Below are 15,291 nucleotides of genomic sequence, written 5' to 3'. Positions count from 1 at the left end.
ACACTAGCCAGTTGCAATGACCTTACAGTAGGAGAGACACATGGGTCACGATGAAGAAGTGGAAACTCTAAAAGAACTAGGACTAACTTGCAGGCAAGCAAGGGTGTTTTTGGTTCTTGTAGAGCATAAGGATTCAAATGCGCGGTCTATAGCTAACTTCTTGAAGATAGCTAGACAAGACGTCTATAAAGTGCTTGATGAATTAGAACAGCTTGGGCTAATTGAAAAGCAAATTAACGCGCCAATGAGGTTTAGAGCCATTCCCCTCCAAGACGCCTTCTCTGTTTTGTTGAACCGCAGAATTGAGAAAACGTTTAGGTTGCAGGCAAAAACCAAAATGATAGCCCGTAAATTTAGGAGAAAAAATGGGGCCGTAGTTGGTTATGAAGAGCCAAAGCTGCTGCTGGTTCCTCAAGGGGATGCTTTGATTTTCCGGTTTAGAAAAGCTGTTTCGTCTGCTCAACGGACAATTGATGTCATATCCACAACGAAATGCTTGACGCAAGCTTTGTTCTTTATGACCGAAGAATTTGAGTGGGCATTGAAGAACGGCGTACAAATCCGTTTCATAGTTGATGTCACGGCAGAGGATTATTCTCCTATCGCCCTTCCTAACACTTTCCTTAATAGTCCTAACTGTAAAATACGAATTCGAAGAAATCCTTCACTGGTTACACGGTTTTGTATATACGACGTGAAAGAACTCTCGGTTGTTCTTTGTTCGGAAAAGGACTTTGGGAAATCCTCTTCTCTATGGTCAGACTACACAAGCATGGTCGAGGCTTACCAAGACTACTTTGATTTACTTTGGATTACCGCAACCGACTTACCTGCACCCGTTGCTGCAAACCCCAAAAAATAATACCTCAAAAGCGTCTCTGTAGTTAACGTGCGAATCCATAATGACTCGTTAGTTTGCTCTTTCTTAGCTCTGATGGTTTTAGCAGCGATTCTTCCTGTAAGCATCAACGCCTTACCCAACACAGACTCTACACCTGCTGAGGATAACTGGGTTATGTTTCACCACAACGCCGCACACACAGGCTCCTCCCAATCAACTGCTCCAAAAACAAACCAGACCCTATGGCGGTTCAACACAGGCGGACCAGTAGATTCCCCCACAGTCTTTGAGGATGTTGTGTACGTTGGCTCTTTGGATGATAACATATACGCTTTGGATGCGTCTTCGGGTCAGCTTTTGTGGGCGTATCAGACGGGCGCGAATGTTTTGTCTCCTGCGGCGGTGGGGGAAGGCTTGGTTTTCGTGGGCTCCGAAGACTTCAAAGTTTACGCTTTAAACGCAACCACAGGCGCTTTTGTGTGGAGCTACCAAACAGGCTACTTCGTCGACTCAGCCATCCTATACCACGAAGGCAAAGTCTACGCCCCCTCAGAAGACAACAACCTCTACTGCCTAAACGCCACAGACGGCGCACTGCTCTGGAGCTACGCTACCGACGGGCAAATCATGCTCTCCTCCCCCGCCCTCTCCGAGGGCATAGTTTACATAGGCTCACAAGACGGCAAAGTTTACGCTCTGGATGCATCCACGGGCGCTTTTGTGTGGAGCTACCAAACAGGCGAAGGCATAGTCTCAACCCCAACCATCTCAAAGGGCAGACTCTACATCGGCTCTAACGACGGCAACCTCTACGCGCTCAACGCCACCACGGGGAACTTTTTGTGGAGCTACACAACCAACGGTCCCGTGTTTTCAGGTCCCGCCGTAGCCCAAGACACAGTTTTTGTTGGCTCCACCGACGGCAAAGTTTACGCCTTGGATGCTATTTCGGGCGCGTTTGTGTGGAGCTACCAAACCGCAGATATCATAGCTTCTTCCCCCGCGGTTTCAGAGGGCATAGTCTACATCGGCTCCAACGACAAAAAAATCTATGCTTTGGATGCTTTTTCGGGCGCGTTTGTGTGGAGCTATGAAACCCGTGAGATGGTAATTTCTTTGCCTGTGGTTTCAGGTGGCGTGGTTTTTGTTGGTTCTTGGGATGGGGCGCTTTACGCTTTGGACGCAAAGGATGGCACCTTGAAGTGGCGCTATGTCACGGGTGGGGTGGTGGATTCTTCTGCGGCGGTGGTGGATGGCATTGTGTATGTGGGTGGCTATGATGGTTACGTGTATGCTTTGAATGCTTCTACGGGGGTTGTGGCGTTGGATGAGTTTTCCAGTGAGGTGTTGTGGCGATACAAGACAGGGGATATGGTTATGCTTTCAGCTCCCGCGGTTTTAGGCGGTGTTGTGTATGTGGGATCGTATGATGGCAACGTGTACGCTTTGGATGCTGCAGAGGGTATCAAGATTTGGAATTACACCACAGGATACGCCGTTGTTTCCTCCCCCGCAGTAGTGGACGGTGTTGTGTATGTGGGTTCTGAAGACCATAACGTGTACGCCTTAGACGCCTCAGAGGGTATCAAGATTTGGAATTACACCACAAACGAACAAATTCACCTATCCTCCCCCGCTGTAGTCGACGGCACCGTGTATGTGGGTTCCAACGACCATAACCTCTACGCACTCAACGCCACCAACGGCTCTCTACTCTGGAACTACACCACCCAAAACGTAGTCATCTCCTCCCCCGCCGTATCCGACGGCACCGTGTATGTGGGCTCATACGACCATAACCTCTACGCTTTGGACGCAAAAACAGGCGCACCCATTTGGAACTACACTACAGGCGGAGCTGTGGCTTCTTCTCCTGCTGTATCCGACGGTGTGGTTTTTGTGGGTTCAAGCGATGGGTACGTGTATGCTTTGGATGCTGTTTTGGGTGTGGAGCTTTGGCGGTTTGGCACAGAGGGCGATGTGGCTTCTTCTCCTGCGGTTGCTGAAGGCATGGTTTTTGTGGGTTCGTATGACGGTAAAGTTTACGCTCTGGATGCGTCTACGGGCGCGTTTGTGTGGAGCTACCAGACGGGTGATTGGGTGGTTTCTTCTCCAGCCATATCTAACGGGGTTTTGTATGTGGGTTCGTATGATCACGCGTTTTATGCGATAGGTGAACTTGACAACTCGGGTTCCCAAGATGATGTGTGGTTAGGTGATGTTTTGTGGTTGGTGGTGGTTGGTTTGGCAGTGGCTGTTGTTTTGGCGGCGTTGCTGGCTTTGCGGTACAAAAGAAAAAAGTTTAGGTAAAACCCGTTTGCGGGTTTGAGTTGCTAGTTTTGTTCGTGTATGACGATGGTTTGTGATATGTGGTTGAAGACGCGTTGGTGTTTTCTGGGGTACAGGATTAAGCCTATTATGAAGTCTATGATTAGCAGGAAGGATTTGCCTATGCTTGATATGGCTATTTGGTCTATTCTTGCGGGTCTGCCGTTGGTTTGTACTACGCGAAGGCGCATGGCTGTTTTGCCAATTGACCTGCCGTTGTTTGCGCTTTCAATTAGTGTCCAGTAAAGGAAGCTTGCTACGGACGTTCCTCCAAAGCTGACAAAGGGAATCCATCCCCAGAAGGGCAGCCAGTTGGAGTTGCTTAGGACGAAGGGGTTAAAGTAAATTATAGCGCTTAGGATTGCTAAGAAAACGTTGATTACCAAAACATCTATGATCCAAGCAACAAAACGTTCAAACCAGTTTGCCAACCTCAAATCAGAAACTGCTGAAGCCCCATAATTCACGCGTGAACCCTGAGCTACAGGTGCGCCACAGCTAGGACAAAACAGCGAATCATCAGGCACTGGATTTCCACATTTTTCGCAGTAAACCACTTCTATTTTCCTCACCTACCTATTCTGTGCAGGGCTATATTTTGCTTTTCTGAAATACACATCTGAAAACTTTAGTTTAGAACTGGAAAGTTTAAATTTTGAGGGGCGGTGAGTTAAGTGAGGCTGCTTATTATATGTATTATTGTCGTAAATGTGGTGCTAGACTAGATGAGGGTGCACGGTTTTGCAGACTCTGCGGTACTCCAACCGTAGCTGCTGCGCAACCCAAACATACACCTGTCATACAAAGGAGCCGCTCCAGTGCTCTCCCCTTGCTGATATCGGTCGTGGCGGCAATTGCCATTGTAGGTTTTCTTTTGGCGTTTTTGTTTTTTGTTCCCGTTAACGACGTAGATTTCGCAGACTCTAAATCCATTCCTAAATCTGGCGCCGTGGACATGATTAAACTGGATTTTGAGGCAGATATTGCACAGGTCAACGTGGTCTGTACAGATTTGCCTGACGATTTTGTTCGAGTGGACGTTACTGCGCAGGGGTCAACTGGGTTTTTAGGTTCCTCAGAGCCTGTAGAGTTGAGTTTAAGCAGCCAAACCAGCAGTGGAGTCTTAACTGTGACCTCTGAGGTTTCGCGGTCTGAAACCTGGCTTTCATCGTTTGCTTTAGATGTAACCTGCAACGTTTACGTTGACGCCTCCGCCGTTGTTGATTTGGACGTGCAAAACACGGTGGGAACGATAACTTTGAGTGCTGATGCGCCTGTGACGTTTGAGGATTTATCGTTGCAGACACAAACTGGCACCGTTGAAGCCGACCTACTAGATACTGTATTTGTTAACGGCGATATTTCCATCGAAACCACAACAGGCAGAGTCAATTTTGTCTGGAACAACATCCACGTTTCCCCAACCAGCGAAGTCAAACTTGGCTCCACCACGGGCTCGGTAACTGCGTCCGTTTTGCACAGCAGGGATTTGTCTGGAAACGTTTCCTTTAACGCCAAAACCACCACTGGCAGAGTCAACTTGAACTTGAACATAAGCGGTCAAGTGGGCGCCCAGATAACCTCAGACACTGACGTGGGAAGCATAAACGTGGATTCAACAAATTTTGTCGGTGACGAATCGCCGATTTACTCAAGCAATTACCCCGCGGCGGGTAACTTTCTTGTGGATTTGGAAACTACCACTGGTAGCGTTAACATAAACGCGGTTTACACTCCAAAGGAGCTGTCGACTCAAGAGCAGGTGCGCAACCAAGTTATGGCGTACATCGAAGCGAATCATCCTGAAACCGCCGTGTTTATGCAGGTTTTTGCTTGGACAGGCGGCAGAGTGGACACGGGGCTTATAGGTGCTGAAACTTACACTTACCTAAGCAGCGGCTGGAACGTAACCCTACAGTACCCCGTGGTGCCAAACGCTCCCTACACCGTGACCGCCGATTACTCCGCTACCACCGCAGACGGGCAAGCTTCAATTCCCTACCGCATAATCTGGACAGGAACCTGGCAAAACAACACCATAACCGAAGAAAGCTACGTTTTCGCCCAGTAACCCTTCTTTTTCCTAAATGTTTAAACGAATCCTGCTCTTTACCTATCTGTTAGACGGTGACGTTTTTGGGAGAAGAAAAAACCTTTTCACTTGAAGAACTCGCAAAATACAATGGACAAAACGGCAACCCCGCATACGTAGGATACAAAGGCAAAGTCTACGACGTATCCAACAGCTCCTTCTGGTCAGGCGGCGACCACTTAAGCTCACACCAAGCAGGCAACGACCTAACCGCCGAACTAGAAATCGCACCCCACGGACCAGAAAACCTCGACAACATGAAAGTCGTCGGCAAACTCGCACCCTAACAATCCCTCTTTGAATTTTCCAATTTTTCTTCTTTGCTTGTAGCTTTTTGCCTGCCTTTCTTGTTTTGCAATCTTTTGTTACGCTGGTTTTTTGGCTGGGCGCCTGGTGTTTTGTGTTGTGTGGTAAGACTAATAGGTGGTTGTGGCTAACAGGTAAGACGAGCCTGTTGAGGTGGTTAGATGGTGGGTAGTGGGGACTTCAAGAGTCTTGAAGATATCACTTTGAGTGTGTATTGGTACGTGGTTAAGGCAGGTAAGCCTGTGGGTCCGCGTGAAGTCACCAAAGGTGCGCACCTGAGCAGTCCCAGCGTCGCGTATAGGCACCTGCAAAAACTTGAAGACACGGATTTGCTTGAAAAAAACGAATACGGCGACTACATCGTCAAACGAAAAGTCAACATGCGCGGCTACATCTGGGTCGGACGCCGCCTGCTCCCCAAAATGCTCCTCTACACCATAATCTTCACAGCAATCCTCATCGTGGAAATCATAGTTCTTGCTATGCACTACGCCGTTGAAGACTACCAATTCAAAGTCTTCTTCCTACTACTCATGCTTGTCACCGTCTTCGCCATGGCGCTCTTCACCATAGAAGGCTTCATGCACATACGCAGAACCAACAAAACCCTAAACGCAACCCAGACTGCAAAAACCTAACCGATCTTGTGCCCGCCTGGAAACTAAATGCTTTTATCTGTTTTGCCGCGTCAATACTTGTTGGTGTACCTGTTTGTCTGAGAAAACACTGCAACTTGCAGGTTACAAATGCCAAAGCCTACTGCATAAAGCCGATGGTGTCCCCGTCGTTTTGCTTCACGGCTACTCGTACACGGTGGATGTTTGGCAACGCATAGGCACCACGCAGTTGTTTGCTGAGAAAAAGATTCCGTTTTTGGCGCTGGATATGCCTTACGGAGCCAAAAGCAGTTGTCAACCTAAAACTCAAGACGTAGACGCGAACGTTGCGGTGGTTCAGGCGGCGGTGGAGATGTTTTTTGGCTCGCATGCTCCTGTTATTTTGGGTGCAAGCTTAGGTGGCAAAATTGCTCTTAACTACGCCGCCAAGTACCCCGTAAAAGGCTTGTTTTTAGTTGCGCCTGCCAGCGCCCTTGACTCCACACTTGCCAAATCGTATTCCCAGTTTAGTTTTCCTGTGCGCATTGTGTGGGGTTCGGAGGATAATTTGGTGCAAGGTGAAGATATGCGTACTTTAGCTGGCAAACTTTCACACGCGAAGCTTTTTACGTATCAGGATGCGGGGCATTCTGCATATCTGGCTGAGCCCAAACGTTTTAACCGTGAAGTGCTAGAGCTCTACGCCGCCGCCGAGCAGCTTTAACAGGTCTGTTTAGCGGGTTTGGCAGTTATCAGGTAGTGGTGGGGTCCAACGTCTTTGCTGGTTTGCACTTTTAGGTTTGCCTTTGCCATGAGTTCTGAAGCGTGCTGTGTGCTAAACCGTATATGTTCGGGTGGACCAAAGCTGGTGTCTTCTTTTTTCCAATCCAAATTCGCCAACGTCCCCTCAGGCTTGAGCATAGATTTGGCGTTGCACAAAACCTGCACTGGGTCATGAAAATCATGCAAAACCATACTGAAAAAAACAACGTCCGCTTTTCCCTTGCAAAACACGGTTTCCTCTGCTTTTGCCACTTTCGCCTCCACATTGCCCACTCCTTGCTCAACTAGCTTTCGCTTTAGCTTCTCTATAGCTTTCGCGTCAATATCCACCGCGTAAACCTTGCCTTCTGCGCCCACAACTTTGGATGCAAGCAACGTGAAAAACCCATCTGCACAGCCCATATCCACAAACGTCATACCCTCAGCCAAACCAACATCCTTCAAAATGGCTTCAGGGTCATACCAGCTACGGCGCTTCTTCTCATCTAACGAAAAACCACCATGACAAACCATACATGTTCACCTACAAACTGGATACCGCCCTTGTGATTAAGGGTTTTTGGTGGCTTCGCCTGTTTTGGGGGGTGAAAAACTTTTTTTAGCCTGCTTGGTTTGGGTTGCAAACGGCAAAGGTGATTGGTTGTCTCTTGAAGAGTTGCATGAGCAAATTAAACAGTGCAAAAAATGCCCGCTGTGGCGGGATGCCAAAAACGTGGTTGTTGGTGAAGGTCACAAAGATGCGAAGGTCATGCTTGTTGGGCAAAACCCTGGCAAAGACGAAGATGCCTCTGGGCGCCCGTTTGTTGGCAGGTCAGGAAAATTCTTAACCAACGCCCTTGCTGAGCACAGTATAGACCGCAGCCAAATCTTTATCACCAACATCGTAAAGCACGTCACGCCACAGAACCGAAAACCCACCGCCGCCGAAACCCAAGCCTGCCTACCCCACCTCCAAGCACAAATCCGCCTCATCCAACCCAAAATAATCATCTTAGTTGGTGCCTCAGCCCGTGAAACCCCCCGAGAAAAGGGCATCGAATACATCGAAATCATCCACCCTTCTGCTGCTATGCGTTTCACTAAGATGCACGCTAGATTTGAAGAGCAAATCAAAACGTTATCTAAGCGTCTGCAAGCTTTTCCTTAGAGCTATCATGGGTTGTTTTTCTTTTCTGGTTTATCAGAAGACCCGCTACTACTGCTATGGTTGCTGCTGTGGCTAGTATGAGAGCTGTTGATTCAAGAGGCTGTGGTGTTGCTATGGGCGTTTGGTTTGCCGTGTTTTGTGGGGTCGCTGAAGTATTTGATGTGGGTTGAAGTGTCGCTGTGGGGTTGGGTTCTATGTCGGGCAGGCTAATTGGGGCGGGACTGGTTAGGGGGTGGTGGTCGATGTTGTTTTCGTTGATTACCCACGGCGTATCCCATGTGCCTTCAGCGGTTTGGGTGGCGTTAGGGTACCTGTCTGTGTAGCGGCTCCAGTAGTTGCCGTGTGTTTCGTTGTTCCACGTGTTTGGGACTCCTGCGACCATTCCTTCGGGGTATGTCCAGATTCCCGGAATTGATATGTCAAAGTTGTGTTCTTGCTGGTTGTTTATGAAGTTGTTTTGGGTGATGGTGTTGTTAGCTGCGGTCATGAAGTCGTTGCTGGAGCTTTCAAGTCTCATGCCCCAGCCTGTGTTATTGGCTATCATGTTCTGGGTTATCTGGTTTTGTTCGCCCGCATCAATGAGTATGCCTTGGCTGTTGTTTACTATGTGATTCTGGGTGATGATGTTGCTGTCTGATGACCAGACTTTTATTGTCCAACCGTTGTTTTGGGTGAAAATGTTTTCTTCAACAAGGTTTTTTGTGCTTTGGAAGAAATGCAGGGTTTCGTCTTGGGTGCTGTTGAACTTGTTTTTGGCTATGCTGTTAGAGTTTGCACCGTGAAAGGTTATGCCCTCCCCGTTACCTGTTATGACGTTTTGAGTTATACGGTTGTTTGAGCTTTCGTATAGTCGGATGGCTGCGCGTCCTGTTAACCCAAGAACTTGGGACGCCTGGGTTCCATTCAAACCGTTCCCCTCAAAAATGTTTGCTGTTATGGTGTTGTTTGTGGATTCTTTGATGTAAATGCCCTCGTAGGTGTTGTCTGCTATGGTGTTTGCTGTTATGGTGTTGTTTTGGGAGTTTAGGAGCCAGATGCCGTTTTTGTTGACGGTTATTGTGTTTTGTTTTATGGTCACGTTGCTTACGCCTGCCAAAAGCAGGGCTTGCCCGTTGCCTTTTAACTCAAAACCTTGCACGGTTATGTCTGTACAGTTCACTAACGCGATGTAGCCTGCGTCTGCGGGGATTGAGGCGCTGTTTTGGTTGACGAGGTATATGATGGGTTTGCCGTTGACGGTGTTGGATTGGTCGATGTCATTTACGCTGTTTTGCATGTATGAGCTGTAGACGTAAAAGTTGTAGGTGTTGTTTTGCATGCGGTTGTTTCGCAAAGTGTTTTCTGAGCACTCTTTTAGGTAGATGCCATGCGTGTTGTCTGTGAATGTGTTATCCAAGATGCGGTTGCCCGTGGACATATCCTCAACATACAAGCCATACGTGTTGTTTGAAAAACTATTGCCTACAAACGTGTTATTTAGCGCAAGCTGCATGCCAGGGTTATAACCTAACCACGTGCACAGGATTCCGTAAGTGAAGTTGCAGATGCCAAAATTTTTGATGGTTACGTTGTTTTGAGCTTGCAGAAAAATTCCTGCGCTGTTCTCAACGCCGAGTAGGGTGTAGCCTGCGCCGTCTAAGGTTATGTTGTTGCATTTAACTGCTAACGTGTAGCCTGTGATGTTTTGATTTAACGTGTATGTGCTGCCGTCTTGGGTGATTGCCTCGCAGGGTGGGTCTATGCTGCCGTCGCTTTGAATGACAATTGCGGGCTCAGGCATTGGCACAGGGAAAAAATTCGCCCCCGCAAACCCCGCAAACCCCACCGTGACAATCAAACACGCAAAAACACAGCAAGCAACCCGCAAAGGCAAACTCTTCATCTCTTACATCTCAACTAAACTAACCAGCACAAACTTTAGATAAATCCATTTTCGTAAGGAAAACTTGACCAAACCCAACACCCCCAACACGCACGCCATAGTCAAGAAACCTTGACCAAAAAACGACGAAAAATGACGAATCCAGACTTTCTGTGACTTTTATTGACGCGTGAAACAACCATTTTGAACCCGAAAGCTTGGAAGCAGCCCAAATTGGGGTTTGCCGCTAAGGGGAGGGTAGGTTAGTTTTTGGCATGAATGTGTTAAATATCTACAATAGGCTCAGGCTGTGAAGGTCTGTTGTGGGTTTATGAATCGGACGGGTTATGCGCGTTTGCCTTTGCATGGTGGGAAGGCTCCTGCTTGGTTGACGGGTAGGATGTGTGGGCTTGCAAGGGAGATTTCTTCGATTATTGTTGATGAGTATGGCGCGGATGTTTTTTTGGAGCGGCTTAGTGACCCGTACTGGTTTCAGGCGTTGGGTTGCGTGTTGGGTTACGATTGGCACAGTAGCGGCGTGACTACGGTGGTTACGGGTGTTTTGAAGACGGCTCTTTCAGCGCAGACGCACGGCATAGTTGTGTGTGGGGGCAAGGGCAAGACCAGCCGCAAAACCCCAAGCGACATCGAAAAAACCGCCGACAAATTCGATTTCTCCCAAGACCAAATCCGCGAGTTAACCTACACAAGCAAAATAACCGCCAAAGTCGACAACACCGCTGTGCAAGCAGGCTATCAACTCTACCACCACGCGTTTTTCATCTCGCAAGAAGGCAAATGGGCAGTTGTGCAGCAGGGCATGAGCCAAATAGAGCGCGCCGCCCGCCGTTACCACTGGATAAGCAGCAAAACCAAAAACTTCATCGTCGAACCCCACAACGCGATAGTTTGCAACACCACCCACCCCGCAGTGCTAAACATGACCGCCAAGGTAAGCGAAGCCGCCCGCAAAGCCTCCGTGGACTTAGCCAAGGAACCCACCCAAAAACTCCAACGCCTCGCCCAAGACGCCATGCCCCCCAAACAACCCAACCAGCAGACGCTCCACGCATGGCTCCCCCAAAAACCCCCTGCCCAGCCACACATCACGCTACTAGACATGCCACGTAACATCAACTGGAAAGCCCTCTCAAATGCCTACCACACCCAACCCAGCAACTATGAGGAGCTCCTTGCCATAGATGGTGTTGGACCCGCAACCGTGCGCGGCTTAGCCCTCGTAGCTGAACTGGTCTACGGCGAAGCACCCAGCTGGAAAGACCCCGTCAAATACTCCTTTGCCTACGGCGGAAAAGACGGCGTCCCCTACCCCGTAAACCGCAAAGCCATGGACCAATCCATCCACATCCTACGACAAGCCGTCGAAGAAGCCAAACTGGGCAACAAAGAAAAAACCCGCGCCCTCCAGGGTCTGCGGCGGTTCGTGCCAGAAGATGCACAAATCTCATAAACCCAACCCTGCAACATTTATGTGGAGAACAACTTGATGTTTAGACAACCTAAACTCTACGCGGCAATTGGGTTTTTTACGCCGCTGTTCACGTTTGCTTGTATCTTGCTTTCTATTGCTTCTTGGCCAGAGTTTAGCTGGACAAACAACGCATTAAGCGACCTTGGCGTGCAAAGCGGCGTAACCGCGCCTCTCTTCAACGGCGGACTCATCACAGGCGGTATCCTCTTTTGCATATTTGCGTTGGGACTTTACCGTTTTGCAGGCACAGATACCTTAGGCAAAGTATCCTCCGCGCTTTTCTTCATCGCCTGCATATCCATAATCCTAATCGGCATCTTCAACGAAGACTTTCGACCCACCCACTACATCGTCTCCGTAATGCTTTTCGTGTTTCTGCCCATCTCGATGCTCTCTTTCGTGGCTGCTTTTTGGAAACAAAACAAACGCAACCTAAGCCTCTTCACCTTAGCAATTGCCCTAATCGCCGCCTCCGTCTGGGTACTGCAGTTCACCGTGCATTATGTTCCCAACGTTGCCATACCCGAAACCATCTCAGCCGCCGCAGGATGCATATGGGTGTGGGTGCAAAGCTACCGCATGCTCAAAAACAAGGCTTAGTCCTTGGTTGTTAGGTCTTTGTAGATTTGTGCACAGCAGTATGACGAGAACGTGGTTTGGTAGCCGTTTTGCTGGGCATAAGCTATGGCTTCTTGGCTAGGAAAAGCTATAGCATCTGAGCCTGCTTTGAGGGCTAAAACGTCGGTTTGGCTGCGGTGTTTGCCTTTTGGTCGCATGCAACCCAAAACCACTGGCGTATCAGGGAACAGCGTGCGGGCGGCGGCGGTGACTTTTGCTATATCCATAGGCGCGGCGGGAGTGGTAGATGCCATGGCGGTTCCGTGGATGGGCATGAAACTGATGATAACTACTGCAGAGGGCTTGTATTTGCTAACCATCTTCAGGGCTTCAAGTTCGCCTTGTAGTTTGCCGTGGTGCAACCCCGCGATTATGTGGGGCACAAACGGTATGCCTGACTGCTCAAGAGCTTGCAGGGAGCGGTCGTAGTCAGCGGTGGTAACTTTTAGGTTGTAGATTTGTTTGATGGTCTGGTTTGACCCGATAACGTCGATAAGTGCAGTGTCCACTTGAGCTTGCTTAAGCTGCAACGCGGTCTGCGCATCAATAATGCCCGTGTGAACCATAACAGTCAAATCCAAATCCCGCTTTATTTGAGCAATTGTGGGCACAAAACCTTGGAGCGGAACCACGCCGCTGGGGGTACATCCGCCGCTTATCAGGCAACCTAGTGCGCCTTGACTTTTGATTTTTGTGCAGAATTCAAGAAGCTGTTTTGGGGTGGTGGTGGAGTGCATGGTTTGGAGGACTATGCCGTTGCAGTGTTTGCAGTTTAGGGCGCAGCTATTGCCCGTTATGGATATGGTGGGGAAATCTGTCGGGCGGGTTTGGTGCTGGCTTGTTTTGTAGTAAGAAAAACTTGGCGCGTAAAAGCGGGCGGTCTTGTTTTTGGAGGCAAGGCTGCCTGTGTCCAGCAAGTTTTGTAGTTGGGCGGGGTTAAGGTTCCAGACCTCGTCTGCGCTAAGGCTTCCCATAACGGTTCAAAACGGCGGAGGCTTGTTTAACTTTTCTGGTTACCCTGCCTCTTTTGCGTTGGCGTCGGGTCGAGTTAGTGGATGGCTTGGCGGCTGTGGGGTTTGGGTTTGTCTTGGAGTTTTTGCAGGTGTTTGGCTTGGTTTAGCTGGGCAAGTATAGCGTTGCCTCGGTGTGTTAGGGCGTAAAAGTTTTTGTTGTTGATGGCTCTTTGCTGAACCGCCCCGTTTTGCAGCAAAAACCGCAAATACCCCTTAAGGTTCACACAGTTCATAGAGCAGGAAAACGCCAAATTCTCAATGCCCTGCGGCATACAAGCCAACGCACTCAAGATTTCCTCGTAAATCTCCAACCTTGACCGATACACATTCGCACCTTCTACCAACCCTCCTTAAGCACCCTACAAATAAAGAAATTATGAACCCCAAATCATGAACAAAAATATCAATTACCCACCAAAACCTGCAACGGAAACCCTAATCTACCGCTGTTCCCACGGTTTAGTGTATGAAATATTCTTTTCGCATCGGCTCTGTTTGGGGTATCCCCATTGAGCTGCATTTGACTTTTATCTTGCTTATCGCCGCGGTCTTCATCATAACGTTCCCAGAGTTGTACTGGTTTTCCCTGATTTTGCTGCTGTTCGCCTTTGTTACCGTGCATGAACTGGCACACTCCTTTGTCGCGCGGCACTACAACATTAACGTTCGAAAAATCGTTTTGTACCCCATTGGCGGCGTCTCTGAAATTGAAGAAATTCCCCAAAACCCTGGAATAGAATGGCGATTAGCTATAGCGGGTCCTTTGATGAGTTTTCTTATTGCTGCCGTGTTGTTTTTGCTAAGTCAGGTTGTGGTGGTGGCAGTTCCTGAAATGGCTTTGGGCGGGGGTTCGCTTAGCACCGCTGGCACTTTGCTTTTGGACCTTGCAACGCTTAACTTGCTGCTGGGTGCCTTCAACCTTATACCTGCTTTCCCCATGGACGGCGGCAGAGTCCTTCGCGCCCTACTAGCCCAACGCATGAACTTTTCAGACGCCACCAAATACGCCTCCTACATCGGCAGAATCCTTGGCATAGGCATGGTTTTTGTGGGCATAGTTTATCCTGGATATGTGCTGCTCATTATTGTGGGGGCGTTCATCTACATTGGTGCTAGCGAGGAAGCTGAGCAAACCATAGTTTCCACAAGCCTTGCCCAAGTGCGAGTCCGCGACGTCATGTGCTCAAACGTTGCCACCGTAACCCCCCAAACCACCCTATCCGACGCCATGGAAACCATGTTCCAAGCCCGCTACCACGACGCCATAGTAGAAGAAAACGGCGTCTTCAAAGGCATCGTTCTCTGGGAAGAAATCGCCAAGACCTTGCCTAACCAGCGTAGCCAACTTACTATCCAACAGCTACCCCTCAGAGCAGCCTTCGTATATCCTAACGACTCCATACTTGAAGCCCAAAAAACCATGACCCGAGAAAAACTCGCCGTACTCCCCGTTATCGACAAACAAACCCAAAAAGTTGTCTGCGCCTTAACCTCCGAAGGACTATCCGCTGCCTACGAAAAAGCCAAAAACCCAAACTAACCCCACTATTTTTTGTTTTACAAAGGAAGGGTTATTAGGCGTTTGACAGCTGTTGTGTTTGGTGTTTGGGCTGATAGAAACAGTTTACGCTCACATAGAGTTTTTGTGCAAAACGCCCTGGTCTGTTAATTTGCCCTTTGTCTGCACCCAATGCGGCATCTGCTGCAACATTGAAGGATTTCTAACCGCAGGCAAACTCCACGGCACCCCCGAAACCGACAGTGAAGCCCACGCCAAAGCAAACCAGCTCTACCAAGACCTAGGCGAGCTCTGGAGACAAGACCCAGACAAATACGACCAACACATACAAACCACCCCCTGCATCTTCCAAAAAAACAACAAATGCACCATCTACCCAATCAGACCCGACGGATGCCAACAATTCCCCAACACACTCTTTGGCATGCAAAGCACCGACTGCCCCGCCCTCAACCGATTCAAAACACAACTCAAAACCCTCAAAAAAGGCAGAAAAACCCGCCAAACCCTACTCTACACCAACCAAACCCGCCCCATCAAACCCACAAAACACACCCAAAAACAACACCAAAACACCCAAAACAAACTACAACAAACCGACCACACAAAAGAAGAACTCGAACTCTTCAACCAGTTAAATAAAAACAGTGCATAATCATTTGGCACCATTAGTTTGTTGGCAATCAGTGGGGCTG

General features: G+C 48.9%; 17 protein-coding genes. 12 read left to right on the top strand and 5 right to left on the bottom strand.

Annotated features, from left to right (window positions below):
• Positions 1 to 40 precede the first annotated feature (40 nt).
• Positions 41 to 862, top strand: coding sequence for a hypothetical protein (locus NWF04_05050; GenBank protein ID MCW4005948.1), 822 nt, complete (start codon positions 41 to 43; stop codon positions 860 to 862).
• 27 nt (positions 863 to 889) lie between these two features.
• A complete protein-coding gene (locus tag NWF04_05045) occupies positions 890 to 3,151 on the top strand; it encodes a PQQ-binding-like beta-propeller repeat protein (protein ID MCW4005947.1) in 2,262 nt (753 codons plus the stop codon).
• Positions 3,152 to 3,174: 23 nt separating this feature from the next.
• On the opposite strand, the gene NWF04_05040 is transcribed toward NWF04_05045, so the two are convergent.
• A complete protein-coding gene (locus NWF04_05040; GenBank protein ID MCW4005946.1) occupies positions 3,175 to 3,741 on the bottom strand; it encodes an RDD family protein in 567 nt (188 codons plus the stop codon).
• 119 nt (positions 3,742 to 3,860) lie between these two features.
• Between NWF04_05040 and NWF04_05035 the strand changes: the two genes are divergently transcribed.
• The 4 genes from NWF04_05035 (at position 3,861) to NWF04_05020 (ending at position 6,887) form a co-directional block, all read left to right on the top strand.
• A complete protein-coding gene (locus tag NWF04_05035) occupies positions 3,861 to 5,240 on the top strand; it encodes a zinc-ribbon domain-containing protein (protein ID MCW4005945.1) in 1,380 nt (459 codons plus the stop codon).
• A gap of 65 nt (positions 5,241 to 5,305) precedes the next feature.
• Positions 5,306 to 5,548 carry a cytochrome B5 gene (locus tag NWF04_05030; GenBank protein ID MCW4005944.1) on the top strand — a complete coding sequence of 81 codons (243 nt, stop codon included), beginning with the start codon at positions 5,306 to 5,308 and terminating at the stop codon, positions 5,546 to 5,548.
• A 180-nt stretch (positions 5,549 to 5,728) separates the two neighbouring features.
• Entirely contained in the window at positions 5,729 to 6,205 is a 477-nt protein-coding gene (locus NWF04_05025; protein ID MCW4005943.1) for a hypothetical protein, read from the top strand.
• 73 nt (positions 6,206 to 6,278) lie between these two features.
• Complete coding sequence (locus tag NWF04_05020) at positions 6,279 to 6,887, top strand: alpha/beta hydrolase (GenBank protein MCW4005942.1); 609 nt, start codon at positions 6,279 to 6,281, stop codon at positions 6,885 to 6,887.
• On the opposite strand, the gene NWF04_05015 is transcribed toward NWF04_05020, so the two are convergent.
• Entirely contained in the window at positions 6,884 to 7,459 is a 576-nt protein-coding gene (locus NWF04_05015; protein MCW4005941.1) for a class I SAM-dependent methyltransferase, read from the bottom strand. The two genes, NWF04_05020 and NWF04_05015, sit on opposite strands and share 4 nt — an antisense overlap.
• A 127-nt stretch (positions 7,460 to 7,586) precedes the next feature.
• Between NWF04_05015 and NWF04_05010 the strand changes: the two genes are divergently transcribed.
• Positions 7,587 to 8,093, top strand: a complete 507-nt coding sequence (locus NWF04_05010; GenBank protein ID MCW4005940.1) for a uracil-DNA glycosylase — start codon at positions 7,587 to 7,589, stop codon at positions 8,091 to 8,093.
• Here NWF04_05010 and NWF04_05005 read toward each other — a convergent pair.
• Positions 8,068 to 9,873 carry a right-handed parallel beta-helix repeat-containing protein gene (locus NWF04_05005; GenBank protein ID MCW4005939.1) on the bottom strand — a complete coding sequence of 602 codons (1,806 nt, stop codon included), beginning with the start codon at positions 9,871 to 9,873 and terminating at the stop codon, positions 8,068 to 8,070. The genes NWF04_05010 and NWF04_05005 overlap by 26 nt on opposite strands.
• Here NWF04_05005 and NWF04_05000 point away from each other — a divergent pair.
• The 3 genes from NWF04_05000 (at position 9,851) to NWF04_04990 (ending at position 12,046) form a co-directional block, all read left to right on the top strand.
• Positions 9,851 to 10,018 (top strand): hypothetical protein, encoded by a 168-nt coding sequence (locus NWF04_05000; protein MCW4005938.1) that lies wholly within the window; start codon positions 9,851 to 9,853, stop codon positions 10,016 to 10,018. The genes NWF04_05005 and NWF04_05000 overlap by 23 nt on opposite strands.
• Positions 10,019 to 10,285: 267 nt before the next feature.
• Positions 10,286 to 11,425, top strand: coding sequence for a DUF763 domain-containing protein (locus NWF04_04995; protein ID MCW4005937.1), 1,140 nt, complete (start codon positions 10,286 to 10,288; stop codon positions 11,423 to 11,425).
• A 36-nt stretch (positions 11,426 to 11,461) separates the two neighbouring features.
• Positions 11,462 to 12,046 (top strand): DUF998 domain-containing protein, encoded by a 585-nt coding sequence (locus NWF04_04990; protein ID MCW4005936.1) that lies wholly within the window; start codon positions 11,462 to 11,464, stop codon positions 12,044 to 12,046.
• Here NWF04_04990 and NWF04_04985 read toward each other — a convergent pair.
• Both NWF04_04985 and NWF04_04980 read right to left on the bottom strand, forming a co-directional pair.
• Positions 12,043 to 13,038 carry a radical SAM protein gene (locus tag NWF04_04985; GenBank protein MCW4005935.1) on the bottom strand — a complete coding sequence of 332 codons (996 nt, stop codon included), beginning with the start codon at positions 13,036 to 13,038 and terminating at the stop codon, positions 12,043 to 12,045. The genes NWF04_04990 and NWF04_04985 overlap by 4 nt on opposite strands.
• 74 nt (positions 13,039 to 13,112) lie before the next feature.
• Complete coding sequence (locus NWF04_04980; GenBank protein MCW4005934.1) at positions 13,113 to 13,403, bottom strand: winged helix-turn-helix domain-containing protein; 291 nt, start codon at positions 13,401 to 13,403, stop codon at positions 13,113 to 13,115.
• Between the two features lie 140 nt (positions 13,404 to 13,543).
• Between NWF04_04980 and NWF04_04975 the strand changes: the two genes are divergently transcribed.
• Both NWF04_04975 and NWF04_04970 read left to right on the top strand, forming a co-directional pair.
• Positions 13,544 to 14,617, top strand: a complete 1,074-nt coding sequence (locus NWF04_04975) for a site-2 protease family protein (protein MCW4005933.1) — start codon at positions 13,544 to 13,546, stop codon at positions 14,615 to 14,617.
• 61 nt (positions 14,618 to 14,678) lie between these two features.
• The gene (locus NWF04_04970; GenBank protein MCW4005932.1) at positions 14,679 to 15,251 is read left to right on the top strand and encodes a YkgJ family cysteine cluster protein; all 573 of its coding nucleotides are present in this window, start codon (positions 14,679 to 14,681) and stop codon (positions 15,249 to 15,251) included.
• Positions 15,252 to 15,291 lie beyond the last annotated feature (40 nt).

It is taken from the genome of Candidatus Bathyarchaeota archaeon (assembly GCA_026014465.1).
In the GTDB taxonomy this organism is placed as follows: domain Archaea; phylum Thermoproteota; class Bathyarchaeia; order Bathyarchaeales; family Bathycorpusculaceae; genus JADGNF01.
The sequence above is the reverse complement of the archived record's forward strand: the minus strand, read 5'-3'. Positions and strand labels throughout refer to the sequence as shown.